At 36.1% G+C, this 23,684-nt stretch carries 22 protein-coding genes; 13 read left to right on the top strand and 9 right to left on the bottom strand.

The annotated features are described in order from the left end of the window. Positions 1-45: 45 nt before the first annotated feature. The 4 genes from rplM to prfA all read left to right on the top strand — a co-directional run bounded on the left by rplM (position 46) and on the right by prfA (position 2,491). Positions 46-501, top strand: coding sequence for a 50S ribosomal protein L13 (rplM, locus tag NG743_RS20280; RefSeq protein WP_027402083.1), 456 nt, complete (start codon positions 46-48; stop codon positions 499-501). Further along, positions 501-917: a 30S ribosomal protein S9 gene (gene rpsI / locus NG743_RS20285; RefSeq protein ID WP_027402082.1), complete on the top strand. Its 417-nt coding sequence runs from the start codon at positions 501-503 to the stop codon at positions 915-917. The genes rplM and rpsI overlap by 1 nt, the downstream gene beginning before the upstream one ends. Positions 918-1,026: 109 nt before the next feature. Beyond that, complete coding sequence (gene rpmE / locus NG743_RS20290; RefSeq protein ID WP_027402081.1) at positions 1,027-1,269, top strand: 50S ribosomal protein L31; 243 nt, start codon at positions 1,027-1,029, stop codon at positions 1,267-1,269. 121 nt (positions 1,270-1,390) lie between these two features. After that, positions 1,391-2,491 carry a peptide chain release factor 1 gene (gene prfA, locus NG743_RS20295; protein ID WP_027402080.1) on the top strand — a complete coding sequence of 367 codons (1,101 nt, stop codon included), beginning with the start codon at positions 1,391-1,393 and terminating at the stop codon, positions 2,489-2,491. A 135-nt stretch (positions 2,492-2,626) separates the two neighbouring features. On the opposite strand, the gene NG743_RS20300 is transcribed toward prfA, so the two are convergent. Both NG743_RS20300 and NG743_RS20305 read right to left on the bottom strand, forming a co-directional pair. Then, positions 2,627-3,127, bottom strand: coding sequence for a 2TM domain-containing protein (locus tag NG743_RS20300; RefSeq protein WP_027402079.1), 501 nt, complete (start codon positions 3,125-3,127; stop codon positions 2,627-2,629). Positions 3,128-3,539: 412 nt separating this feature from the next. Further along, positions 3,540-4,439 carry a M48 family metallopeptidase gene (locus NG743_RS20305; RefSeq protein ID WP_027402078.1) on the bottom strand — a complete coding sequence of 300 codons (900 nt, stop codon included), beginning with the start codon at positions 4,437-4,439 and terminating at the stop codon, positions 3,540-3,542. 420 nt (positions 4,440-4,859) lie between these two features. Here NG743_RS20305 and NG743_RS20310 point away from each other — a divergent pair, with 420 nt between their 5' ends. Next, positions 4,860-5,150 (top strand): type II toxin-antitoxin system TacA family antitoxin, encoded by a 291-nt coding sequence (locus NG743_RS20310; protein WP_053538439.1) that lies wholly within the window; start codon positions 4,860-4,862, stop codon positions 5,148-5,150. After that, positions 5,147-5,647, top strand: coding sequence for a GNAT family N-acetyltransferase (locus NG743_RS20315; protein WP_257120766.1), 501 nt, complete (start codon positions 5,147-5,149; stop codon positions 5,645-5,647). Before NG743_RS20310 ends, NG743_RS20315 begins: the two co-directional genes overlap by 4 nt. Positions 5,648-5,721: 74 nt before the next feature. On the opposite strand, the gene NG743_RS20320 is transcribed toward NG743_RS20315, so the two are convergent. From NG743_RS20320 to NG743_RS20330, 3 genes are all read right to left on the bottom strand, one after another. Beyond that, positions 5,722-7,440 carry an ABC transporter ATP-binding protein gene (locus tag NG743_RS20320; RefSeq protein WP_257120767.1) on the bottom strand — a complete coding sequence of 573 codons (1,719 nt, stop codon included), beginning with the start codon at positions 7,438-7,440 and terminating at the stop codon, positions 5,722-5,724. A 127-nt stretch (positions 7,441-7,567) separates the two neighbouring features. Further along, positions 7,568-8,191, bottom strand: a complete 624-nt coding sequence (locus NG743_RS20325; RefSeq protein WP_027402073.1) for an exopolysaccharide biosynthesis protein — start codon at positions 8,189-8,191, stop codon at positions 7,568-7,570. A 39-nt stretch (positions 8,192-8,230) separates the two neighbouring features. Continuing rightward, positions 8,231-8,368 carry a hypothetical protein gene (locus NG743_RS20330; protein WP_257120768.1) on the bottom strand — a complete coding sequence of 46 codons (138 nt, stop codon included), beginning with the start codon at positions 8,366-8,368 and terminating at the stop codon, positions 8,231-8,233. A gap of 94 nt (positions 8,369-8,462) precedes the next feature. Between NG743_RS20330 and NG743_RS20335 the strand changes: the two genes are divergently transcribed. Next, positions 8,463-9,245, top strand: a complete 783-nt coding sequence (locus tag NG743_RS20335; protein WP_257120769.1) for an ABC transporter permease — start codon at positions 8,463-8,465, stop codon at positions 9,243-9,245. Positions 9,246-9,345: 100 nt separating this feature from the next. On the opposite strand, the gene NG743_RS20340 is transcribed toward NG743_RS20335, so the two are convergent. The 4 genes from NG743_RS20340 to NG743_RS20355 all read right to left on the bottom strand — a co-directional run bounded on the left by NG743_RS20340 (position 9,346) and on the right by NG743_RS20355 (position 16,240). Further along, a complete protein-coding gene (locus tag NG743_RS20340) occupies positions 9,346-10,065 on the bottom strand; it encodes a Uma2 family endonuclease (protein ID WP_257120770.1) in 720 nt (239 codons plus the stop codon). 130 nt (positions 10,066-10,195) lie between these two features. Beyond that, complete coding sequence (gene iscB / locus NG743_RS20345; protein WP_257120771.1) at positions 10,196-11,491, bottom strand: RNA-guided endonuclease IscB; 1,296 nt, start codon at positions 11,489-11,491, stop codon at positions 10,196-10,198. Between the two features lie 783 nt (positions 11,492-12,274). Beyond that, a complete protein-coding gene (locus tag NG743_RS20350; protein ID WP_257120772.1) occupies positions 12,275-13,798 on the bottom strand; it encodes an ArnT family glycosyltransferase in 1,524 nt (507 codons plus the stop codon). 3 nt (positions 13,799-13,801) lie between these two features. Then, entirely contained in the window at positions 13,802-16,240 is a 2,439-nt protein-coding gene (locus tag NG743_RS20355; RefSeq protein WP_257120773.1) for a hypothetical protein, read from the bottom strand. 47 nt (positions 16,241-16,287) lie between these two features. On the opposite strand from NG743_RS20355, the gene NG743_RS20360 reads away from it, so the two are divergent. From NG743_RS20360 to NG743_RS20385, 6 genes are all read left to right on the top strand, one after another. Further along, on the top strand, positions 16,288-17,232 hold the full coding sequence (locus NG743_RS20360) for a glycosyltransferase family 2 protein (RefSeq protein ID WP_027402068.1): 945 nt from the start codon (positions 16,288-16,290) through the stop codon (positions 17,230-17,232). A 130-nt stretch (positions 17,233-17,362) separates the two neighbouring features. Beyond that, complete coding sequence (locus NG743_RS20365) at positions 17,363-17,737, top strand: EamA family transporter (protein ID WP_027402067.1); 375 nt, start codon at positions 17,363-17,365, stop codon at positions 17,735-17,737. Positions 17,738-18,061: 324 nt separating this feature from the next. Continuing rightward, positions 18,062-19,000, top strand: coding sequence for a polysaccharide deacetylase family protein (locus NG743_RS20370; protein ID WP_257120774.1), 939 nt, complete (start codon positions 18,062-18,064; stop codon positions 18,998-19,000). 296 nt (positions 19,001-19,296) lie between these two features. Beyond that, entirely contained in the window at positions 19,297-19,812 is a 516-nt protein-coding gene (locus NG743_RS20375) for a DNA polymerase domain-containing protein (RefSeq protein ID WP_257120775.1), read from the top strand. Between the two features lie 168 nt (positions 19,813-19,980). Further along, positions 19,981-20,301 carry a hypothetical protein gene (locus NG743_RS20380; protein ID WP_257120776.1) on the top strand — a complete coding sequence of 107 codons (321 nt, stop codon included), beginning with the start codon at positions 19,981-19,983 and terminating at the stop codon, positions 20,299-20,301. Between the two features lie 114 nt (positions 20,302-20,415). After that, complete coding sequence (locus NG743_RS20385) at positions 20,416-23,478, top strand: hypothetical protein (RefSeq protein WP_257120777.1); 3,063 nt, start codon at positions 20,416-20,418, stop codon at positions 23,476-23,478. Positions 23,479-23,684 lie beyond the last annotated feature (206 nt).

The following is a 23,684-nucleotide window of genomic DNA, read 5'->3' on the forward strand; positions in this document are numbered from 1 at the left end:
CTATCGCCTTGAATTTTGACAAGGCACTGACAAAGGACAAACAAAATGAGTAGTAAAACCTACCTTCCCCCTCAAGCATCTCTTGAGCGTGATTGGTACTTAGTAGACGCGACAGATAAACGTCTAGGTCGTCTGGCGAGTGAAGTCGCTATGATCCTCAGAGGCAAAAGAAAAGCCGAATATACTCCCCATTTAGATACAGGGGATTTTGTCATTATTATCAATGCCGAGAAAGTGGCAGTTACAGGTAAAAAGCGCACTCAAAAGCTTTACCGTCGCCATTCTGGTCGTCCCGGTGGTATGAAAACAGAAACTTTCGCCAAGTTACAACAGCGATTACCAGAAAGAATTCTCGAACACGCTATTAAGGGTATGTTACCTAAAAATAGTTTGGGTAAACAGTTATTTACCAAACTGAAAGTGTATGCAGGCCCAACTCATCCTCATGCAGCACAACAACCCAAAGAAATCACAATTAGTACAATTCCTGGAGAAAACTAATGCAGGTAGCAGAAATTACTAGCGGACGTGCTGTTTATTGGGGTACTGGTCGTCGTAAAGCGGCTGTCGCTAGAGTTCGTCTAGTTCCCGGTGAAGGGAAAATGACTGTTAACGGTAAAGATGGAGATTTGTATTTCCAATTCAATCCTAACTACTTAGGCGCTATCAAAGCTCCTTTGGAAACCTTGGGGTTGGAAAGCGAATATGACATCGTGGTGAAAGCTGAAGGTGGTGGCTTAACTGGACAAGCAGATTCTATTCGTCTAGGTGTTGCCCGGGCTTTATGTCAACTTGACCCAGATAACCGTTCACCGCTGAAAACTGAAGGCTATTTAACTCGTGATCCACGAGCTAAAGAACGGAAGAAATACGGTTTGCACAAAGCCCGCAAAGCTCCTCAATACTCGAAACGTTAAAATAGGAGTCAGGAGTCAGGAGTTCAGAAGGAAAAACTTTTACCCAGTCCCCAATCCCCAGTCCCCTATCCTCAGTTCTAAATTTATATAGATTCCCCACAAAAAAACAATGGCTAAACCTGATATTCATCCCAAATGGTATCCAGACGCTAAAGTCTACTGTAATGGTCAAGTAGTTATGACCATTGGTGCTACTAAGCCCGAACTGCACGTAGATGTTTGGTCTGGAAATCACCCTTTCTACACTGGTACTCAGAAAATGATTGATACGGAAGGTCGTGTAGAACGCTTCCTCCGTAAATATGGTATGTCTAGCACTCAAACTGAAACTGGCGACGATAATCAAAAGTAGCTGGTTGGCTGTAGCTGTTGATAGTGTGGCGGAAGCCACAGACGACCCTGCACAGTGCTGGGTCGCTTGTCATTTAATGCTTGAGCCAACTTGTTATTTTTTAGGAGCATTTATAGTCATCATGGCAGAATCATACTTACTGGAGAAACTTAAATCTGTTGAACAAACTTTTCATGAATTAACACGCCGTTTAGCCGATCCTGATACTGCTGGTAATCCTGATGAGTATCAAAAAATTGCTAAGTCTCGTTCTTCTTTGGAAGAGGTAGTTAATACCTATGAAACTTGGAAAACAGTCCAGGATGAATTGGTAGGGGCGCGTCAGATCCTCAAAGAGTCCAATAGCGATCTAGAGTTGCATCAAATGGCAGCAATGGAAGTTAGTGAACTGGAAGAAAAGCTAGAATATTTGGAAAGTCGCTTAAAGGTGTTGTTGCTACCCCGTGACCCCAACGATGATAAAAATATTATGTTGGAAATTCGCGCTGGTACTGGTGGTGATGAAGCTAGTATCTGGGCAGGGGATTTACTGCGGATGTATTCCCGCTATGCTGATGTCCAGGGTTGGAAGGTGAAGCTGGTCAGCGAGTCCTTGGGGGAAATGGGCGGGTTTAAAGAAGTAATTCTAGAAATTCAAGGTGATAGTGTTTATAGTAAGCTAAAGTTTGAATCAGGTGTACATCGTGTTCAGCGTGTACCAGCAACGGAATCGGGAGGAAGGGTTCACACTTCGACTGCGACTATAGCGATTATGCCAGAAGTGGATGAAGTGGAAATCCACATTGACCCGAAAGATATTGAAATGAGTACGGCGCGTTCTGGTGGTGCGGGTGGACAAAACGTGAATAAGGTGGAAACAGCCGCTGATTTGTTCCACAAACCTACGGGGATTCGGATTTTCTGTACTGAAGAACGCAGTCAGTTGCAGAATAAGGAACGGGCGATGCAAATTCTCCGGGCTAAGTTGTATGAGTTGAAATTGCGAGAACAACAAGATGCTGTGACTTCCATGCGGCGATCGCAGGTGGGTACGGGTTCTCGTTCGGAAAAAATTCGCACTTACAATTATAAAGATAGCCGGGTGACTGACCACCGTTTAGGTCAAAATTTTACCCTTAACCCTATTTTGGAAGGTGATATAGAGACAGTGATTCAATCTTGTATATCCCAAGATCAACAAGAACGGTTAGCAGAATTAGCGGCTTCTGGTTCTAGTAGCTAATTAACTTCATTAATATCTTAGAAAACCGCTTGTTGTTATTTTTTGCACTCACAGGCGGTTTTCTTATGGGAAGAGGGAATAGATTGGAGGGCGCAGGTATTTGGAGGGCGCAGGCCCTGCGCCCCTACGGGCAGTTTAAGGACTAAATACCTTAAACCACCTATTTAACACTGTATTGATTGTTTGTTTAATTTGATGGTTGCGATTCCATCTTTGAAAGGCGATTTCGTAATCTTCACCTTTGGTTTGAAAAGTATTCCAAATATCTAAGGATATGGCTAATCCGCAAGCTAGTAAGATATAAAGTGACCAAGAAATACCGCCACTAATTAAATCCATACCTATGAAAAAAATATTGATGATTGCGTAATTTCCCAGACGTTTTTTAAATTTACTTTGGCGATAAAGATTAAAAGCTTTACGCTGTTCAACTTCGTTTTGTTTACCTAACCAATCCCGTTCCGCTTGTTGGAGGATATCGGGTGATATTTGTAACTCTGTGGCAATTTCCAGGATTTGCTGATAGGAAAATTCTTGATCGTTATCGTCTACTTGACGAGCGATCGCTAATTGCAGAATTTGCTGTACATCCTCTTGGCTGTAAGAACGCAGGCTGTTAGGGTGAAACGTCGTCATAATTGTTGCTCAAATAATAGTTTTAATAGAAAAATGCACTACCATCAGCAATACAGCACTTTCTAATGTTATGAGGTACAGTTTTTTATCCCCAAACCCGTAGGGGCGCAGGGCTTGCGCCCTCCATTGTATTTCATTAGAGCGAAAATTGCTGTATTTACACCACTTCTAGATTAGCAAATATAAATCAATCTGGTGTTCAATTAGTTATGGTTGGGAAAAAGATATATGGTGGTTATTAGCAGTCCGATGAGGAGAGGGTGCAGGCCTTGCACCCCTACGGATTTTCAATCAGATGTGAAATTGATCCGCAATATCACAGGTTCATTGGGTGGTATTGCCTTGTGGAAAGATTAGGTAAGATATAAAAAGCGATTGTCTGAATCAGGATTAAAGGCGATCGCCTATTAAATTACCAAGAAGTCAAAAAATTCCACCCTTCTTTTTCGTCTCCTTCCTCTTCTTCTTTTGGAGTATTGACATTTTCTCCTTGAAGTACATGATCGTATTCTCTTGAATCAACCCATTTTAATAATTCACCAGTTCGCATTACTAACCAAGAAAGACTAGATTCCGAATAACTTAATATTTTCGTAACTTGATCTAGATTATCAACACTACTAGATGCAAACTCGCGGGATTGACTCAGGAAATCTTCGATCACATTAGGAGTTAAATACTCTTCTGGTAAACCTGCAAGTTTCATCAGTGCGGTAGTTGCAATATTAATATCTTGACAAGCTAATAAACCAGCCCGGTCAGCAGTGAACTTTGCCATCATTACCCAATTATATAATGCTAATTCTACACCACCAGCTATCAATCCTCCTAATCCTAATGTGGTACTGCTTAACCACATTTTCAACGCCGGCATGACAATTGATATTTGATGATAAATCATATGTTGACTTTTAATTCGAGCAATTTCGTATCCAAAAATAAACAGTAATTCATCATAATTCAACCATTCCATTGCTTCAATATTGATACCAATAATAGGTTTTTCTACGCCAATAATATAGGTTTGAATATGCCCTGTCCCTCGAAACAAATACAATTCAGGAATAGTTGTCACATCAAGAATTTGGCAAGCTTCTAATAATGGTTGATACAATTGGGGAAAATTCCGGGGTGTGACTCTGATTTCACTAGCAATACTTTGTAATCTCAGTAAACGATCAATACCATATTCGTTGACTTTTTTGAGCAAAGGAGAGATACCGGGCATACTTTGTAAAGAAGCTAAAGCTTTGCGATCAAATGGGTGTTCGTAAGTTTTTGAACTTAGTCCAGTTAATATTTTTTTTGTCATGGGAAGTGAGTTATTTTGGCACAATAATTAAATTATATTGTTTGATTTTATAAAAAATCCAGGGAATTTATTCCCTGTCTAAGAGGATGTTTTAAAAGTGGTATCCCATAATTTTCATCACATTTTTACCCCCCTTATTCCCCCCTTTACAAGGAGGGAAACAATAAAAATCTAGTTCCCTCCCCTGCCCCCCCTGCCTCTCTTCTCCCCCTGCTTTGCCTTCACCCGTCATTTTCGGGTTGACAGACTACTAGCCGCAGACAGGGTAGTTAGGACGTTCCGGCGGAACATCTCTACTTAATGGCTATAGCTATAATTATTACCAGAAATAGCGATTTTTTCACTAAATAGTGTAATGTCATTGTCATTACAATATGCTAAAATGATTCAATCAGTAATTACGCCCAAAAAAAATCCACCATGACCAATAAAACAAAAAATATAACTGTGCGTAACACCTTAAATTTACGCATTAAGCCAGAGGAACGTGATTTGATAGATATGGCCGCCAAAGTGTTAGGTAAAAATAGAACTGATTTTATTTTGGCAGCAGCGCGGAATGCTGCGGAGGAAACTTTGCTGGAACGGACTATTTTTTGGGCTAGTCCAGAGGCTTATGCAGAATTTATCGCCTTACTAGATGCACCACCCCAACCTAATGAGCGTTTACGCAAAACCATGCAGACAACTCCACCTTGGGATAAAGAATGAGTTTAACACCACCTGAAACTCTCTCTAGTCACCACTCCTGCTCTGATTTTTCCTGTGGAATTGCTTCTCTTGATGATTGGTTAAAACGTCGAGCTTATACTAATCAAATCAGTGGTGCAACTAGAACTTTTGTTCTCTGCGTTGACAATAGAATAGTTGGGTATTATGCCCTGGCTTCTGGAGCGATTAGTGTACAATCAGCCTTAGGTAAATTTCGGCGAAATATGCCTGACCCCATTCCGGTAGTAATTTTAGCAAGATTAGCAATAGATAGTTCTTATCAAAGTCAAGGTTTAGGACGTGCTTTATTTCGTGATGCGGCACTAAGGGTTGTTCAAGCTGCTGATACAATTGGTATTAGAGGAATTATTGTTCATGCTATTTCTGAAGAAGCTAAGGATTTTTATTTGGCTTTAGGTTTTATTTTGTCTCCTCTTGAACCAATGACTTTGATGATTAGCCTTAATGATTTACGTGATTCTATTCCTGAGAAATGACAGGTTAAAATTCAAAATTTATTCGAGAATTTCAGATCCCCGACTTCTCTAAGAAGTCGGGGATCTTATGGATCTTATTGTTGGGCATAATACCGCGCATATCTCCCTTCTAATTCTAATAATTCCTCATGATTTCCCGATTCGACAATTTGCCCTTTTTCTAACACCAAAATGCGATCGCACTTCCTGACAGTTGACAATCTATGGGCAATAATTAATACAGTGCGGTTTTTCATCAATCTCTCCAAAGCCTCTTGTACCAAAGCTTCTGATTCCGAATCTAAGGCAGATGTGGCTTCATCAAGTATCAATATTTGCGGGTTAAGAAGAACTGCACGAGCGATCGCAATTCGCTGTCTTTGTCCCCCTGATAAATTCACACCTCGCTCTCCTACCCAAGTATGATAACCTTCCGGTAATTGCTGAATAAATTGATGAGCATTGGCGATTTTAGCCGCTGATTCCACTGCTTGAATATCAAAAATATTTTGTCCAAAAGCGATATTTTGGGCAATAGTTCCCGAAAACATAATCGTTTCTTGGGGAACAATCCCAATTTGTTTTCTTAAACTATTTAAAGTCACATCTCGAATATTTACATCATCTATAAAAATTTCCCCAAATTCAGGATCATAGAATCGAGGTAATAGGTTCACAAAAGTAGTTTTCCCAGCACCAGAAGCACCAACAAGGGCAATAGCTTGACCGGGCATGACTAATAGACTAATATTATTTAATACAGGTTCTCCTGATTTATAGGCAAAAGTAATATTGCAATATTCAACTTTACCATTAACAGCAGGAAGGGTAATAGCATTGGGTTTTTCTAATACCGTTGGTTGAATTGCTAATAACTCAAAAACTCGATCAACCGATGCCTCACCTTGTTTAAATTCATTATAGTTATTAGTAGTATGACCAATCGGATCAATTAACAAAGCTGCTGCTGTTAAATAACTAAAAAATTCACCGACTGTTAAATTGCGTTGAGATATTTGCCAAGTTCCTACCATTAACAAAGATAAAGCACTGACAGCTTCTAAAAATCCCACAATGGGAATTTGAATAGCTTTTAATCTTTCTACGGAATATTTGGCTTTAAAACTGCGTTCTGCTTCATAACTAAATCGCTCTATTTCGTATTTTTCCGCAGCAAAAGCCTGAATTAAGCGAATCCCGCTAAAAACTTCCGTTAAAATCGCCGATAAATCAGAGATACGACTTTGACTTTTGAGAGAATATTTCCGTAAACGTTCCCCAAACCAACCAATTAAAATCCCCATAATTGGGGCAACAATTACCGTTGCTAAGGTAAGTTGCCAATTTAAATAAATCATGTAAATGGGAATGGCAATTAACTGTAAAGCACAGGGAGTAAAATCATGAAAAAGCTTATTGATAACTTCTCCAACCCTATCAACATCTTCCGTGAGACGATAGGATAAATCCCCAGCTTTAGCTGTTTCAAAATAGCTGAGATTGAGTTTTTGTAAATGAGTATAAACCTGTTGACGGAGATAAAAAGCGATTCTTAAAGCTGCCTTGGCCATGTATAAATCTTGCACAGACTGAAAAAAGCCGCGCACAAGAAAGATAGCAGCACTGATTCCGGCTAATTGAGTGATCGCTAATACATTACCATCCCCAAAGGGAACTGCCAACTTCCCCGCGACATTAATCAGGGTTAAAGTTGCCAGTACATATCCTAAAATCCCTATAAAACCCTTAGCGATAGTTTCCCACTGGGTGCGGATATAGGGTAAAAGTTGCCAATAATTAGAACGTGTTTTCAAGTTGTAACATCCACAAAAAATATTTTCCTTGTTTGACGCTACCAGTTTTTGGTTTAATTTGGTAATTGGTAATTGGTAATTGGTAATCGGGTTATTAACCTACCTATCTGTCACCCGTCACCTTCCCCTACCTTCCTAACCAACTCTTAATTACATCAAGTAGACTAGAACCACCCCACATCAAAGCAAACAGAATTGAGGTAGTTAAAATTGCTCCCATTACACACAGGACTAAACCACCTAAACTAATAGCACCATCATCTTCTGATAAACCAAAGGCTGTAACAAAAATCCCCATTGCGGGTAAAGTGTTAGTTCCCGGTATGGGAATCATCATCGAAATAGCCATCAGAGCGATCGCACTACCAATAGTGATTCTACCTGGTAATGTGGTGCAAATATAAGATAGACGCGGACGAGCAATGGCTTCAATTCTTCGTAACCAAGGCAGTCCCGCTTTCAAAAATCCCTGAACTGTAGTCAGTTGCAGAGGATAATTAAGCATCTTCTCAGGTAGCCAAGGGATTTTCGCACCTGCAATTAACTGTATAGCCAACAAAAAAATCAGCACCCCAAAAGGAGTTGAGTACCCAGGTGCAGGAACTGGTAAAGCTGACGGTAGAGACAAAATCACCAGCAAAAACCCAAAAATTCTTTCTTGAGCTAATAATAAAATATCTACTAAAGTTACCTTTTCCGGTCTTTCCTCTTCAAAAAAATAGCGTTGTAATTCGTTAGATAGTTTAGCCATTACATTATGTTGTCAAAAATTATTACAAGTGAGTTGAAGTTATCCGTCAAAAAAGCCAATCAATAAACCAGATTCAGCAAACATAATTCCCCATACTCCAAAGTAACCCAGCGATTTCATTAATTCTGGTAAATTAAACCGCATAAAATCCAATTTGCTTAAGAAGTTGCATTTCACATTTTAGCGCTCATAAATTTATAAAAATAAAAAATAAGATTAAGTTTAGATAAAATTATTTTATATCTAATAGCTATTGAGGTAAAAACGAAAAATGCAAAGATATTTAAAAGTGTTGAGATTATTTTGGAGTGCTGCCATTTCCGCAGAAATGGAATATCGTATAAATTTTATCATTTATGCTATTAGTAGCTTAGGCAATTTAGTGGGTGGTATCTTCAGTTTATTCCTGTTCTACCGTACAGGTTACACTTTTTCGGGTTGGTCATGGGAATCAGCTTTAGTAGTTTTAGGAATTTTCACCCTATTACAAGGCTTTGCTGCCACCTTTCTCGCTCCCAACTTAAATCGGATTGTGCGTCATGTCCAAGAAGGGACTTTAGACTTCGTATTATTAAAACCTATTCGTAGTCAGTTTTGGTTATCTCTTCATACCATTTCCCCCTGGGGAATACCAGATTTAATCTTTGGACTATTGATCATTGTCTATGCTGGTACAAAACTTAACTTAGGTATTGATAAATACTTATTGAGTATCTTTCCGTTAACTTGTGGTTTAGTTATTCTTTATAGCCTGTGGTTTATACTAGGAGCAACTAGTATTTGGTTTGTAAAGATATATAATATTACTGAAGTATTAAGAGGGTTTTTAGAGGCTGGAAGATACCCAATTACAGGTTATCCGGCTGCCTATCGCTTCTTCTTCACCTTCATAGTGCCAGTAGCTTTTTTAACTACAGTTCCCGCCCAAACTATGTTAGGTCAAATTCAACTTACCTGGTTGCTGGGTGCAGGATTACTAGCTTTGATATTGTTTTTCATTTCTACCCAGTTTTGGCGGTTTGCTCTCCGTTTTTATACTAGTGCTTCTAGTTAATTGGACTCATTAGACAAAAATTAAGATCCCCGACTTCTGTTGTAATCGTCTTCAGAAATTGTGACATCCTTAGAAGCCAGGGATTCGACAAACCTAACGATTACAACATATCTGGATTTTCACCTAATTCTCGTAATCTGGCAGCTAACCTAGCTGCTTTTGCTTGAGCTTCCTCCTCTCGTGATTTAGCTGCCTCCTCTGGTAATAAAACTAGATTGCCCGCAACATCATAAAACCGCACCCAAATCGCAGTTTCCCTATCTATAGTTCCTTCCCAAGTTCCCAACCATAAACCCAAACGTCTACACCATAGCCAACCATTTTCATTTGGTCTTAATGGCTGATACTGTTGTTCATGATCTAAATGCCATCCTTGTAAAGAATTAGCATCAAATGGGTCATAGACAAAATAATCGGAGGTATGGAAAGTCTGTTCATAAAGGTCTTTTTTAATTCCCTTATCTATTCCTGCTGTAGACCGTGACATTAATTCCACAATCACATCAGGATAGCGACCATTTTCTTCCCAAACTACCCAACCTTGTCGAGGGTTACTACCATCAACATTGAGAACGGCAAAAAAATCGGGACCGCGAAACTCACGATTACGAATTTGGCTACTGCTGTAGTAAATAAACATATTGCCCCCAGTAAAATAATCATTGCGGTCAGACCAAAGCTGCTGCAATGACCGAATGAGGACATTCATCGCAATCCGGTGTCTATTTGATTCCAAGACTTCACCATCATCAAATATTAAGTCAGCAGGTGGATGATGGGGTTCCCAGTCCACAATGGCTAGATTGTTTTCGGTAGTCATCTAAACCTCCAGGAGACCCCCACCAAAACTGTACTCAGTTTGGTGATGGGAGGAATGGAGGGTTAATTGTGAAACGTCCCTTGAGTAATTTTGTGCGCCAGCACAAACAATGAAAGGGACAGTTGAGCAATTAACAAATCTTTGATTTTCCATATTCGTAACCGTCCTTTTTGTGAATTGATTTACAGTATTTGTAAGAGATACCTTGAATCAGTCCAGATATTGTTGAGATATTGAAACTACCGCTAGTCCTCACCGCTACTCGTCCGATATATGCCCCAATCTTTTTACCTTTTGTGACAACAGCTTTCACAATGTCTCCGGTTTGAAAACCATTAACAAATTTGAACCTGGGGACATATCTAGAAGGAAAACCGTACTTGTCAGTTCGGCAAGATTGTCTAGTGCCGTGACCATTAGCTGTAATTAGCAATGGCTTAACGCCTTTGATATTGAGAATTGGAGTTGACTGACCAACACAAGCTGCATCAATCCAGTGCGTTTTCTCCAGATTTTGCTGACTTCTATTGAACTTTGTTAACCCTCCTGAACCTGTTTCTACAGGTAATCCAGTCGCTTTGACAACGAATAGTAATGCCAAGCGAGTTGTGTTTACTGCTGCTGCATCAGCCAGTGGTCTTTTAGCTTGCTTCAAGATTTTTTCTAACTTTGAAGGGTCTTTTTTGAGAAAATCTTTGATGTCTTTCGTGCCTTTTTTAGTGTTACATTTTTCACAACTTAAAGTGAGATTTGTAATTGAATTACTACCACCCTTGGCTCGTGGATGAATATGCTCTACTTGAAAAGGAACGTCTTTCACTCCACAGTAGGCACATTGTCTACCCCACTTTTCTAGTAAGTATTCTCTGCTTTCGTAACCAGCTAAAGTTCCCTGTTGATATTCCTTACCTTGAATATCAGGATTAGCCATTAACTGCATATCAAACCTGACTAATTCTTGACTAATTGCCCTAATTGGTGCGAGTTTACGCAATCTTTCAACCCAAGTTTTAATATTCTCAACCCGACTTTGTAAGCTCGGTGCTAACCATCCTTCTGGGAAGTTTCTGTTTAAGAACCTTGGTTGTCTGTAACGAGTTTTTCTGGCACGTCTAGAACGTCTTAATTGACTTCTAGAAGTTAAAGCATCTCTAATTGCAAAGCCTCTATGTTTTAATTCAGCAGCAAATACTACTTCGCCAGTTGAATCATTAATTAATGCCATTCCCGTGAATTTTGCACCAGGATCAATCTTTAGTCTTAGGGACGATACTGGGGAGTCAGGACAGGATTTTTTGAGAATAATTGTGAACGGAAACTGTCTAAATATTGCTGCTTTTTTGTTTCTTAATAGTTGTCTAGCCTGTGCTGGATTAATTGGGTCTAGTGGTCTTTTTTCAGTGTCTAAAACAAATACTTTGGACATAATATTTTGCTCCAAAGAGCCTCCTTGCGGGTAATGTTAGCTTCGACAATGTTAGAGGTCGGTAACTATCTTAAAAGCACTGGTTTAACCCTTAAGCCTGTTTAACTTTTAAGTTCTAGAGCAGGGAACTAGCTACGCATCCTCTGGTAGGTCTTTAACTCTTACCTCTAACGTAGTTCGGTTAAGAACTGAGTCTGGTCAACTAGGCTTTTACAAGCCCTCACTTACCCGAAGGGAAGTGATGGGTGGTTGACGAGTGATTATCACCTTTTTCATCAAGCCCTAAACTTCCATCATAATCTGTCTAAAGCTTTCTCAAAGTCTTTGATTATGGCAGTAATTGCTGAAAATTTAGAAAAATTTCCGATTTTATCCCGTACTATTACAGACAAGCGAATTTGATGGCGAATACGCAGCAATATTTTCAGAAAAAATAGGCGCACCAGCCAAGACATTTAGAGGGTGTTTGAAAAGTCATGATTGCTGTAAGTAGTGAGACAGAATTAATTACACAATGTCATTGCGTAAGCGTTGCGTGGCGTTAGCCATAGGGAACGAAGTCAAATGAAGCAATTCCAAGGGTTGTGATTGCTTCCCTTCGCTCGCAATGACTGTAACTATTTTTGTCCAATTACTTATAAAGGCATCGTGTACACACAAGTTAAATTACCCCCCTTAATCCCCCCGATGCTTTGGGGAGAAACCGGAAAAATTAGTTCCCTCCCCTTTACAAGGGGAGGGTTAGGGTGGGGTGATTCGATAACTTGTGTGTACACACTAGCCTTAATTTATAACCACCAATTTAAAACCATTAGCTTCTCCCATAACCTTACTTTGATTTAAATTAATTTTCGGCAAAGTCTCCTTACCCAATAATAAATAAGATTTATCAGCAAACTTATCCTGTAAATCGGCAATAGATGTAGGAATAATTTTACAATCACTATAAAAATCTAAACTAGGACGACTATCAGGAAAAGAAGTATAAATCTGTGTTCCAGGTGGTACATTATCTCTAATTAACGCTGCCACTGGTAGAACAGGGAATTTTTCATTTAACTCCCATATCCACGATTGAGAACTCATCAACATTCCTAAAACTAAATACATTCCCGCAAATAAAACCGGGATAAATTGACGGTTATGCTGATTAACTAACCATGATGTCATCCCCATAGTCATTGCTAAAATAACACTCATCACAATTAACAATGGCTGTTTATCAAATATACTAAAATAAATGCAACCTGCTAAACCGACAATAACTAAAAATGCAAAAAATCCCGTCAAAAATCTGGTTTTAAACTTCTCCTTCTGCCAAATGTAACTTAAATTAGCCCCAATCGCTAAAGCTAAAAATGGATATATGGGCATAATATACCAAGGTAATTTGGTACTCATTAAAGAAACTATGGCAAAATAAACAATTGTACCAATGAGAGTTAAACAACCCCAAGCAGTATGACGATTTTTCCAACTTAAATATAAACCTCCTGGCAAAAATAACAACCAGGGAAAACCATATTTTATCACTTCCAGTAAATAATACCAAATCGGACCAGTATTACCTTCCACAGCTTTTCCCAGTCTGTCAAAAGCTTGGGATTGAAAATGCACTTCTAAGAAAATATTACCATAATGTTGCCATTGGGCAAAATACCAAGCAATAGCCGGGAAATTACCTAATACCATTCCTATCCATAGAAATGGATTTTTTAATATAGCTAATTGTTTATTAGCAATGATAAATAAACCTGCTATTCCTGCCAAAACTACTACTAACATTCCCTTTGTCAGAGTAATTAAACCCAAACAAAATCCGATACCAACAGCATATTTTCTATCATGACGGGCTTTAAGAACACAAAATAACAATAACAAGAAAAAGGAAACAGTCATTCCATCTAACATTGCTAGTCTACCATGACGGACTACAGGCAATAATGTTAAATAAACCAAAGCTGAAAATAAAGCTGGTAAATTTTTTCTAAAAGCTAAACGTCCAATTAAATAAAGTAAAGGTACTCCTAAAGCTGTTAAAAATGCTCCCGGAAATCTGGTAGTAAATTCTTGCACTCCTCCGATATGATAGCAAACAGCAATAAACCATTGCATCAAAGGTGGTTTTAATAAAAAAGGATCTCCTTGGATAGTCGGATAAATCCAGTTACCAGTGCGATAAATTTCCCTAGCAACTATAGCATAAGTACCTTCATCCCAATCTCGTAAAGGTAAATTACCCAAACCTATCAGCGATAAAATTAAAGATGCTACCAATAAACCTAAAAACCATTGTTTATGACTCATATTTTATAAATGAATTAATGGGAGAAATTTCATGATATTTGTAACTGTTTTTAAAGTCTTTAATTCTGGTATATCTGGTTTTAATTTTTCTGCTATTATCAACTGCTTTTCGGCTTGTTTGGGTTGAAAGTCATATAAATAAACAAATGCTAAATAAAGCCAAGTATAGGGATTTTGACGATCATATTTAGTTAATTCTGTTAAATTCTGAATTAATTCCGGTGCTTTGCGCTGTAAAAGTTGTGATAAAACCAAAGTATAACGCCAATTCAGATTATTTGGTTCATTCTCTAGGTAATAATTAGCGGCAAATTCAATTTGTTTTAAATAATCTTGAGTAGGATCATATTGATTAAAATTATCTATTTGCACAAAGATATTATCTAATTTTCCCTGTTGTAAGTCTACTGCCAATTGTGACATTCGGGAAACTAAATCTAAAGGTGGTGTTTTTTCTAGTTTTCCTGTATCTGTAACATTGACAATTATATTAGGAATATTTAAAGGCGTAATTTTGCCATTAATTTTATCTAAATATAGTGCGGATAGTTGATATTTTCCTAGCGGTAATTCCTGGGGAATAAATGTAGCGAGATTCTCAATTACTCGAAAATTTCCTTGAGGATGACATTTTATACCACAATATAAATTACCTAATGCGATCGCATGATCATGATACCAAGCTGATTGTCCATTTTGCCATTTCAACAGTAACAAACCATTTTGCAATTCATCCCATGAACCTGTAATTTCATAGGTAACTGAGTTATTTTGATTTGTAATTACTTGATTAGCAATTATTACTTTTTCTATAGCAAGTGGCTTGTTATCAACATTTAATTTTTCAACAACTACATGAGGATTTTTGCGATGATATAATCGTAATTTATCACCATGAGGTAATACCCAATCATTCTGTAATTTTAACTCAGGATCAGCTTCTACTAAAGATTTTAATTTGCGTTTTGTTTCTCCCTTTTCTCCTGGTTCATCTGGTTCATTATCTTTGGTGACATACCACGATAAATACTGTAAATCCTGATTTACCTGAGATAATTTCATAGTTAATTTTCTTCCATAAATGCGAAAATCAGCTAATGTCCCGAAATAATCTAAAGTAAATTCATTAACTTGGGGTGTAGAAACTGGAATTACTCCTAAAGTTGTTCTTAAATATGGAGTAGTTTGATTGATTTTCTCCATTAATTCCGCAAGGGGATATTTTTTACTCTCATCATTTGGTAAATGTCTTCCTCCCCATGCGTGAATTAGGGGTAAGGGGAATAAATTATTGAGTAAAATTATCCCACTTAATACAAAAGTTGCTAATCTTAATTTATTAAACCAGATATTGTCAATCAAGTTAAAGAAGTAAGCCAAAATTAAACTAATTACCGGAAAACAAGGCAGAATAAATCTAATATCTTTATTTGTCCCCAAGGAACAAATTATATAACTACTAATTAGAGAAATAAATAACCAAGTTAACGCGGATTTTGATAAATTATCTGGCAATACATTTTGAGTAACCCGACGTTTAAACAGATAAATTAAGAAAATACCAATACTTACAAATAATATCGGAAAACCAACTGTTTCAGGAATAGCTTGCGGATAATATAACCAACCAGCAATTGTTGTTGCAGATGGATCACCTTCTCCTTTTCCCACATGATTAGCATTTAAGGCAGAAGTAATAATAGTTAACCAATTTACACTATACCAAGAACCAGCAATCAACCAAGCTAAAATTAAAGATAATCCTGTTTGAATTAGTTTAATAAATTTACGTTTGCTGATAAAAATAATTAATGTGCAGATACTAGGAATGAGAATAAAAATAAAACCTGTGGGTTTAGATAACATAATTAACCCTATTCCTATCCCTAGTAAAAGAGTTAATATCCATGATAAAAACCCACTATAACTATCTTTCCAAATTGTTAGAACTGTGAAAGTAGCTATGACAATAGCCGTCAAACCATAATCTAATAAATAATCTGTGCGGATAATTCCCATAATAGGAAATAACAAGCAAAATATGCTGGCCGTGATGCCAATTTTTCGGTTTTGAAATAAATAATTCCCTAAATGATATACTGATAAAATAATTACCGCTGTATATACCAAATTGACTAAACTTGCTTGATCATGACCCTTACCAAACAATACTAAAAAGGGTACAGTACAAATATATACAAAAGGAGCGCGATAACTAGGGGTTAATTGCCATAGAGATAACCACCAATCACCTGATAAGATATTTAAGTTTTGAAAAATCCGATAATGATGTAATGCTCCCGTTAAATGTGCGCTTTGATCATAAGCTGGAATAGATTCATCTAAGAAAAACCATGTTCTATCTATCATTAATCCTATTAACCAGATGGTTAATAGTATGATATAGTCTTTATTGATTTTTAGATAAGAGGAATAATTCATTATATTTTTATTTTCAGGCAATTAAATTTTCAATAAATTTTATCATGATCAATCAGCCCATCTACTCCCTAGTTATCCCCATTTATAACGAAGAAGAAAACATCATGGAGATGTATCGCCGTTTACATGATGTTATGGAACAGTTAGACGGTGATGTGGAATTAATTTTAATTGATGATGGTAGCCGCGATCGCTCTTTGAGTATGATGCGCGAATTACATCACCGTGATCATCGAGTCCATTACCTCAGTCTCGCCCGGAATTTTGGGCATCAAATCGCCGTTACTGCCGGTTTGAACTTTGTCCAAGGTAAATGTATCATTGTTATGGATGCCGATCTTCAAGATCCACCAGAATTAATTTTAACAATGATCGAAAAATGGCATCAAGAATACCAAGTAGTATACGCTCAACGCATATCCCGTCAAAAGGAAGGTTGGCTAAAACGCTTAACGGCATACCTTTTTTATCGTCTGCTTCGACGCTTGGCTAAAGTTGATATTCCTGTAGATACAGGCGATTTTTGCTTAATGGATAGACAAGTAGTAGATATCTTGAATTCTATGCCAGAACGCAACCGTTATGTTCGCGGGTTACGTGCTTGGGTAGGTTTTCGACAAACCTCTGTACTTTTTGAAAGAAACCCTCGGTTTGCAGGAGATGTAAAATATACTTTTGGTAAATCTTTATCCCTGGCAATTGATGGTATTATCTCTTTCTCTACAGTTCCCTTACGACTGGCAACCTACTTAGGTATTATCTCAGCTACGATTGCTATGATTATGATAGTATTAGTGCTTTATTGGCGAATCTTTGCCCCAGTCTCTCACTTAATTGGTTACACATTAATTACAATTTCCATGTTTTTCTTGGGTTCAGTCCAATTAGTTTGTATTGGTATTTTAGGTGAATATATTGGCAGAATATATGAAGAAGTGAAAGGTCGTCCTCTTTATACATTAAAAGAAAGTGGAGGCTTTACAAAAAACTAAAATGTTGACTTAAAAAAAATAATACTATTCAATAGTTTTAAATCTCAAAAACGTAGGGGCGCAGGGTCTGCGCCCTCCATTATATTTCATCCCACCAATCACCGTTATCAATAAAATTAAGGTAATATCAGTGTCAATACCAGAATTTAGTTTACTGCTAATATCAGTTCTTATTAGTGTAGCAGGACAATTTTTTTTGAAAATGGGGGCGATTAAATTAGGTAAAGTTCATATAGGAAACATTATTAATCTCATTCTCAATATGATCACCATACCAGAAGTTTTATTAGGATTAACCTGTTATGGTATTGGTGCAGTAACCTATATATTACTCCTAACCAGAATCAATCTCAGCGTTGCTGCCCCTGCTGTATCCATTGGTTATATATTTTCTGTATTACTAGGTTACTTTGTTTTAAAAGAACCTATTTCTCTAACCCGTGTTTTTGGACTAGGTTTGATTGTCACTGGGGTAATATTAGTGATTTGGAAAAAATCAACTTAACAGAACAAATGTTAATTTTTTCTGCTAAATCCACTATTATGGAAAAGTTATCAATCTATGATAAAAGTATATCCACTCAAGGTTAGATTAGTAGCTAATGTAACTACTAAATCTCATTCATAAATGAGAAACTATCTTCAGTTAATTATCATTTTTTCTTTAATAGTGAATCATGAGTTCAATCAACGGAATATACATGAATACCAAGGACATCATACTTCAGAGTATGGTAAACTATCTCAATTTTTAGAAAAATGTGTTATAACCTACCGTCAGAGCTATCACTGCCATCAATGGTTGCTCGTCCCTTGAAGGAGTTACACTGTGGAAAATAATAAGTCTTTTTTTGGAACGCAGGGAATATTAATTGCAATACTTGGACTAACTGGCACTTTAAGCATTGCTTTGATGATTTTATTCAAAGCGAAAATCTCTGATGCTCAAAGTCAAGGTGTAATTGTTAAAAATAAAGATATTGCAGCTAATGTGAAAACTCAGCAGCGGTTAGAGGAATTTAAAACAGAAATGCTGACCACTTGGCAACAAGAAGCACAAGCCAAAGGGGTTTCCACTGATGTACCATCTAACTTTCAAGGGATTGTCATTAGCGAGGCTAAACTTCCCCCAGGAAAAAAAGTTATTGCCCTAACGTTTGATGACGGACCTTGGCCTAGTAGCACCGCCAAAGTATTAGATATCCTCAAGAAAAATAATATTAAGGGGACATTTTTTGTTGTTGGACAAAATGTCAAAAACTATCCAGATTTAACAAAACGGGTAGTTACAGATGGTCATATTATTGCTAATCATACTTGGCATCATTGGTATCATCACATGAATGCACAGACAGCAGCTTACGAAGTTGCTAATACAACAGACATAATTTATAAGACTACTGGTATAAAAACCAGTCTGTTTCGTCCACCAGGAGGAAACATGAGGAATGGAGTAGCGGCTTATGCTAAAAGTAATAAATATGCTGTTATTATGTGGTCGTCTGATTCTATGGACTATTCACGTCCGGGTGTGCCAAGACTAATTAATAACATCTTTAGGGAAGCCAAACCAGGGGGTATTGTGTTAATGCACGATGGCGGTGGCGATCGCTCTCACACTGTCAAAGCTTTACCAGAAATCATTAGCAAGTTCCGTAAACAGGGTTATGAGTTTGTTACTGTCCCCGAACTGTTGGAAATGCAAGATCAATATCCACAGTTAATTGCCCAAAAATCCCAGAAATCTCAAAAAGCAAAGAAACCTTAAAGAAAAATGTCTGAATCAGGATAACCAGGATTAAAGGATGAACAGGATGAATAAGCTGTTGGACATTTAAATTGTATATTGCTTACAACTAAAACTCTTGTGGAACAGGCATCCTGCCTGTTTTAATTATGCAAATTAAATGTTTCTCAGCTTATACCCATTCTGGATAAAGATGCACATAATCGTAATTAAATCCTGTAAATCCTTAAATCCTGGACATCCTGATTCAGACAAAAAAGATGAAAGGATAAACAGGATAAATACAGATAAAGTAGACATCTCCAAATACGCAACGAGTGGGGTTAAATATTCTCGATTATCTCACCAGGGAACGACTCAGACTCAAAGAATTAGGAAAAGCTGGAGATTTAGCTGCTAAACAAGCTGAAGCTGCTCTCAAAGTGTTAATCAACTCGTTGTTTGGCTTTTATGGGACTTCTGGTGTTGGTTTTAACGATATGGAAGCTGCTGCACTGGTTACAGCTTATGGGAGACGGATTCTGCGATTCATGATTGATGTGATTGAAAAAGCGGGAGGTATCCAGGTTGAAAGTGATACTGATGGTGTGTTCTTCTCCCACTCTGAACCTCTGCTGATATTTGAAAAGCTGCAAAATGCTTTACCTACTGGTATCAATATCGAGTTGGAAATCCTTGCTCAAGCGATGTTTGTTCCCTCTAGAGGAGCTAAGAATTATATTCTCTGGCATGAAGATGGTAAAATTACTACTAAGGGTTCATGGCGGAAACGCGATTCCTACGGAGCGCTTCGCTATCGCTCTCGTTTATACTGCAAACGGTTCATAGTTTAACCAAATATGAAACCCCTCTCCAAACCTCTCCCCGCACCCCTCCCTGACCCTCCCCTACAAGGGAGGGAAAAGGAGCGGCTTTTATAATTGGAGAGGCTTTGAACTTGTTCTTTGTATGATAAAAAAGTCCAGCTTCTAGCCGTTTTGAGTATAGAAAAGGAGTTTCCTTTGAACTACTTGACACAATATCTTCTGTCAAAGGTTAAGGCAGAACAATATTACCAGGAATTAACAAAGGTTATTCGTTCTGGTGATTTTCCTGTGGAACAGTTACAGGTTACTCGGAAAATTAAGAAGGGTGAAAAGGCTCTTTTGGTTCTGGGTAATACTGGGGATGTTGTGACGTTTTATCAAGGAATTAGGGGATTGACTAATTCTGAAGCCTATTCTAGTGGGTATTATTTGGAGTTGATAGCTAAAAAACGAGATGAGTTACTTTCGGTTGTTGAGCCTCAAGGTGGTGTGGGAAAGCAGTTGAGTTTATTTTGAGTTAGGGATTATACTGATGATGAGAGGGATCGCCTATGGTAATGGAGTGGGCGATCGCCTATAATTTTTATATCCATACCTCTTACATCAACTTTACCTGCTAATTAATTAAACATGGAAGACAATTTTACAGAATTGACATCATTGGAAGAAGAAGCATTAAACGAAAATACTCCTATATCTCGTTTAGAAGAACTTGCTTGTTGTGATATACAGTTAGCGGAATTGGTAGCTAGTAATCCATCAACCCCTCCAGAATTATTAGAAAAAATATTGAAAACCCATAAAAATCCGATTATTTTATTATTATATATATTTGAAAATCCTAATTTAACAATAGATTTATTTATGAAGCTAATACTAAGAAAAAAAATTATTAATCATATATTAAAACCCAAAGAAAGTATAGAAAATATGTTTTCAAATCAACTTATATTGAGATTTATTGAGTTGGAAGAACAATTCAAGGAAAAAATGTCACAATTAGAGGAAGATGTATATATAAAAAAAACATATAATCAAGTACATAACACATTGGCAGAATTATTCCCTTCAATAGCCAAAAATGCTTCAACTAGTCCTGAAGTTTTAGAAGAATTATGTAATAGAGAAGATATTTTTAATATTGTTCAAAGCCTAGCTGCTAATGCAAACACACCTATTAATAACTTAATTAACATATCACAAACATATAACATAATCAATTTAGTAGTTAAAAATAAAATATTTTTTCCAGAAAAAAGTATAGATTTTTTACTAGAACAATATACTAAACTAAGAAGCAATCTTGAGTTTATTGAAAACTCTACTTCGAGTATTAAGCAGGATTTATATAAATGTCAGCAAACAATTATATATCACTATTTAAGTAATAATCCTAGTAGCCCCATTTATTTTTTACAAGAATTAAATAGTTTACAACAAGATTTATCACAAGAAAATGTGAAATATATAGCAAAAAAGATTAAATTATTTTCTTCATTAAATGAAGATATTGGTATTTTAATAGTTAACAACGTTGTAAATAGTCTAGAAATATTATTAGAATTATATAAAACAGTAGAAGGGTATACAATACGGGAGGAACTAGGAAAACTAATAGCTAGTCATCCTGACACTACTCTAGAAATATTATTAGAATTATATAAAACATTAAAATGGCATACAATAAAGAAAGAAATAGGAAAACTAATAGCTAGTCATCCTGACACTACTCCAGAAATATTATTAGAATTATATAAAACATTAAAATGGCATACAATACAGGAAGAAATAGGAAAACTAATAGCTAGTCATCCCGACACTACTCCAGAAATATTATTAGAATTATATAAAACAGGTCGAGCAAAATATAATTTTGAAATTACTAAAAATATTACTACTCGTCCTAATACACCTGTAAAAATTTTACTAGAGATATCACAAAGATATAATATCATTGATTTAATAATTCAAAATAAAAATATTTTGGAAGATATAAATATAGATTTATTAATAGAAACCTATGAAAATTCGAGAAAAAATCTTGATTCTTCTGAAGTGTCCTTATTAGAAAGGAAAATTATATATTATTATCTAAGTATTAATCCTAAGAGTAATATTTACATTTTGCATCAATTCAATTCTCTAAATAAACAACAAGAAATTTCATCTACCGAGGAGGTAAAAAAAATACTTCAAGAATTAAGAAGAATAGCTTCTTCAAATAAAGATATTGCTATATTGATAGCAAGTAATCCTGCGACTAATCCAATTTTTTTGCAAGAACTATCAAAATTACAAAAAAATTATGAGCTTTCTAGCATCCTTGATGAACTTCGCAAAAGCATCCTTATTAATCCTAATACACCAATACAAGCATTATTAAATTTAGGACGTTATTATCCAGAAATGCTTTTTGAACGTCAAGAATGGCCTTTAATATTAACATATAATCCTTTAAAATTAAAAATAAGTTCTGAAACTTTAATCAGTTTACTTCTTTATGATGAAAGAAAATTCTTTGCAACCAGTTGTCAAGATAAAGGATTTATTTCTGAAAAATGGTTAAATTATTTAACAAAACACAAAGATTATTTAGTTCGTAAGCAGGTTGCCAGACATCCTAATGCTTCCATTGAAATTCTGCAAAAGTTAGCAAATGATAATGAATTATATGTTCGTAGTGAAATTCTTGATAATTATCAAATTCCTACAGAAATATTGGATAAATTATCAGATGATATTGAATTATCTATTCGTCGGAAGATAGCTAATTCTGCTAAAACTCCTACTTATTTATTAGATAAGTTATCAATGGATAAAGAGCCTATGATACGAATAGTAGTAGCCTTAAACTCTAATACTCCATTGAATGTTCTGGAAAGATTATCACTTGACAATGAGGTAAAAGTTCGTGGTTCTGTTGCGCGAAATATTAATGTAAGTGTGAATATATTAGAAAAATTAACTGATGATGATTATGTTTATGTTTGCAGGAGCGTTGCTGAAAATCCTAATACTCCTGTCAAAATACTAAAAAAATTAGCTGATAATTACGATGAGAGAATATTATTTAGTATAACCAAAAATCCTAATACTCCTGCATATATTTTAGAATTTCTAGCCAAGCCCTATTATAATTCTTTATTAGTCAACATAGCATCTCATGTTAATACACCTATATCTTTGCTAGAAAAACTTGTTATAAATTTGAATAATTACAAAGAGGATATACAACAAGACTTACTTCTAGCAATTTCTTCAAATACAAATACACCTCTATATCTGTTAGAAAAGATAATAGAAAATGGTAGTTATAGCGTAGTAAAAGCAGTTGCTTCAAATACAAATACACCTCTATATCTGTTAGAAAAGATAATAGAAAATGGTAGTTATAGTGTAGTAGAAGCTATTATTAACAATCCTAATACTACTATAAATATGATAGAAAAATTATCTAAAACAAAAGATGAGTATGTCATACAAATTCTGGCAGCATCTAATAAAACTCCAGATTATATACTTCATAACTTAGCGAATTCTTATCAGGGTAAATGGCAAATTTTGAGAAAAATTGCTGGAAATTATAATACTCCTATGGATATTCTAGAAAATCTGTCTAATGATCACAGAAAAACAATAAGGGAAACCGCTATTAAAACTAAACTATTAAAACTAAAATTTAATAATATTTAAATACTTAACGATATCTGTTAGGTAAAAGTTTGGCTTTCTGTGATTATTAAGCCATTTTATTATTCAGATATTAGTCTCATAAATTTATAGAAATACAAATCATATTAGCGTAGTAAATAAAAGTGTCGTTTCGTTAAAATATTAACCGTTTTAACACGCCAAATATTCATACACTATCTGTAAAATTTATTACCTGGGGTAAATAT

The sequence above is a fragment of the Dolichospermum heterosporum TAC447 genome (assembly GCF_024584745.1).
GTDB classification, from domain to species: Bacteria; Cyanobacteriota; Cyanobacteriia; order Cyanobacteriales; family Nostocaceae; genus Dolichospermum; species Dolichospermum heterosporum.

What these genes read in the sequence shown, in the direction of transcription:
- NG743_RS20385 (WP_257120777.1), top strand. Translation starts at nt 20,416, where the DNA reads ATGGAAGACAATTTTACAGAATTGACATCATTGGAAGAAGAAGCATTA.
- rplM (WP_027402083.1), top strand. Translation starts at nt 46, where the DNA reads ATGAGTAGTAAAACCTACCTTCCCCCTCAAGCATCTCTTGAGCGTGAT.
- NG743_RS20310 (WP_053538439.1), top strand. Translation starts at nt 4,860, where the DNA reads ATGACCAATAAAACAAAAAATATAACTGTGCGTAACACCTTAAATTTA.
- NG743_RS20335 (WP_257120769.1), top strand. Translation starts at nt 8,463, where the DNA reads ATGCAAAGATATTTAAAAGTGTTGAGATTATTTTGGAGTGCTGCCATT.
- NG743_RS20300 (WP_027402079.1), bottom strand. Translation starts at nt 3,127, where the DNA reads ATGACGACGTTTCACCCTAACAGCCTGCGTTCTTACAGCCAAGAGGAT.
- NG743_RS20325 (WP_027402073.1), bottom strand. Translation starts at nt 8,191, where the DNA reads ATGGCTAAACTATCTAACGAATTACAACGCTATTTTTTTGAAGAGGAA.
- NG743_RS20315 (WP_257120766.1), top strand. Translation starts at nt 5,147, where the DNA reads ATGAGTTTAACACCACCTGAAACTCTCTCTAGTCACCACTCCTGCTCT.
- NG743_RS20355 (WP_257120773.1), bottom strand. Translation starts at nt 16,240, where the DNA reads ATGAATTATTCCTCTTATCTAAAAATCAATAAAGACTATATCATACTA.
- NG743_RS20350 (WP_257120772.1), bottom strand. Translation starts at nt 13,798, where the DNA reads ATGAGTCATAAACAATGGTTTTTAGGTTTATTGGTAGCATCTTTAATT.
- NG743_RS20305 (WP_027402078.1), bottom strand. Translation starts at nt 4,439, where the DNA reads ATGACAAAAAAAATATTAACTGGACTAAGTTCAAAAACTTACGAACAC.
- iscB (WP_257120771.1), bottom strand. Translation starts at nt 11,491, where the DNA reads ATGTCCAAAGTATTTGTTTTAGACACTGAAAAAAGACCACTAGACCCA.
- prfA (WP_027402080.1), top strand. Translation starts at nt 1,391, where the DNA reads ATGGCAGAATCATACTTACTGGAGAAACTTAAATCTGTTGAACAAACT.
- NG743_RS20340 (WP_257120770.1), bottom strand. Translation starts at nt 10,065, where the DNA reads ATGACTACCGAAAACAATCTAGCCATTGTGGACTGGGAACCCCATCAT.
- rpsI (WP_027402082.1), top strand. Translation starts at nt 501, where the DNA reads ATGCAGGTAGCAGAAATTACTAGCGGACGTGCTGTTTATTGGGGTACT.
- rpmE (WP_027402081.1), top strand. Translation starts at nt 1,027, where the DNA reads ATGGCTAAACCTGATATTCATCCCAAATGGTATCCAGACGCTAAAGTC.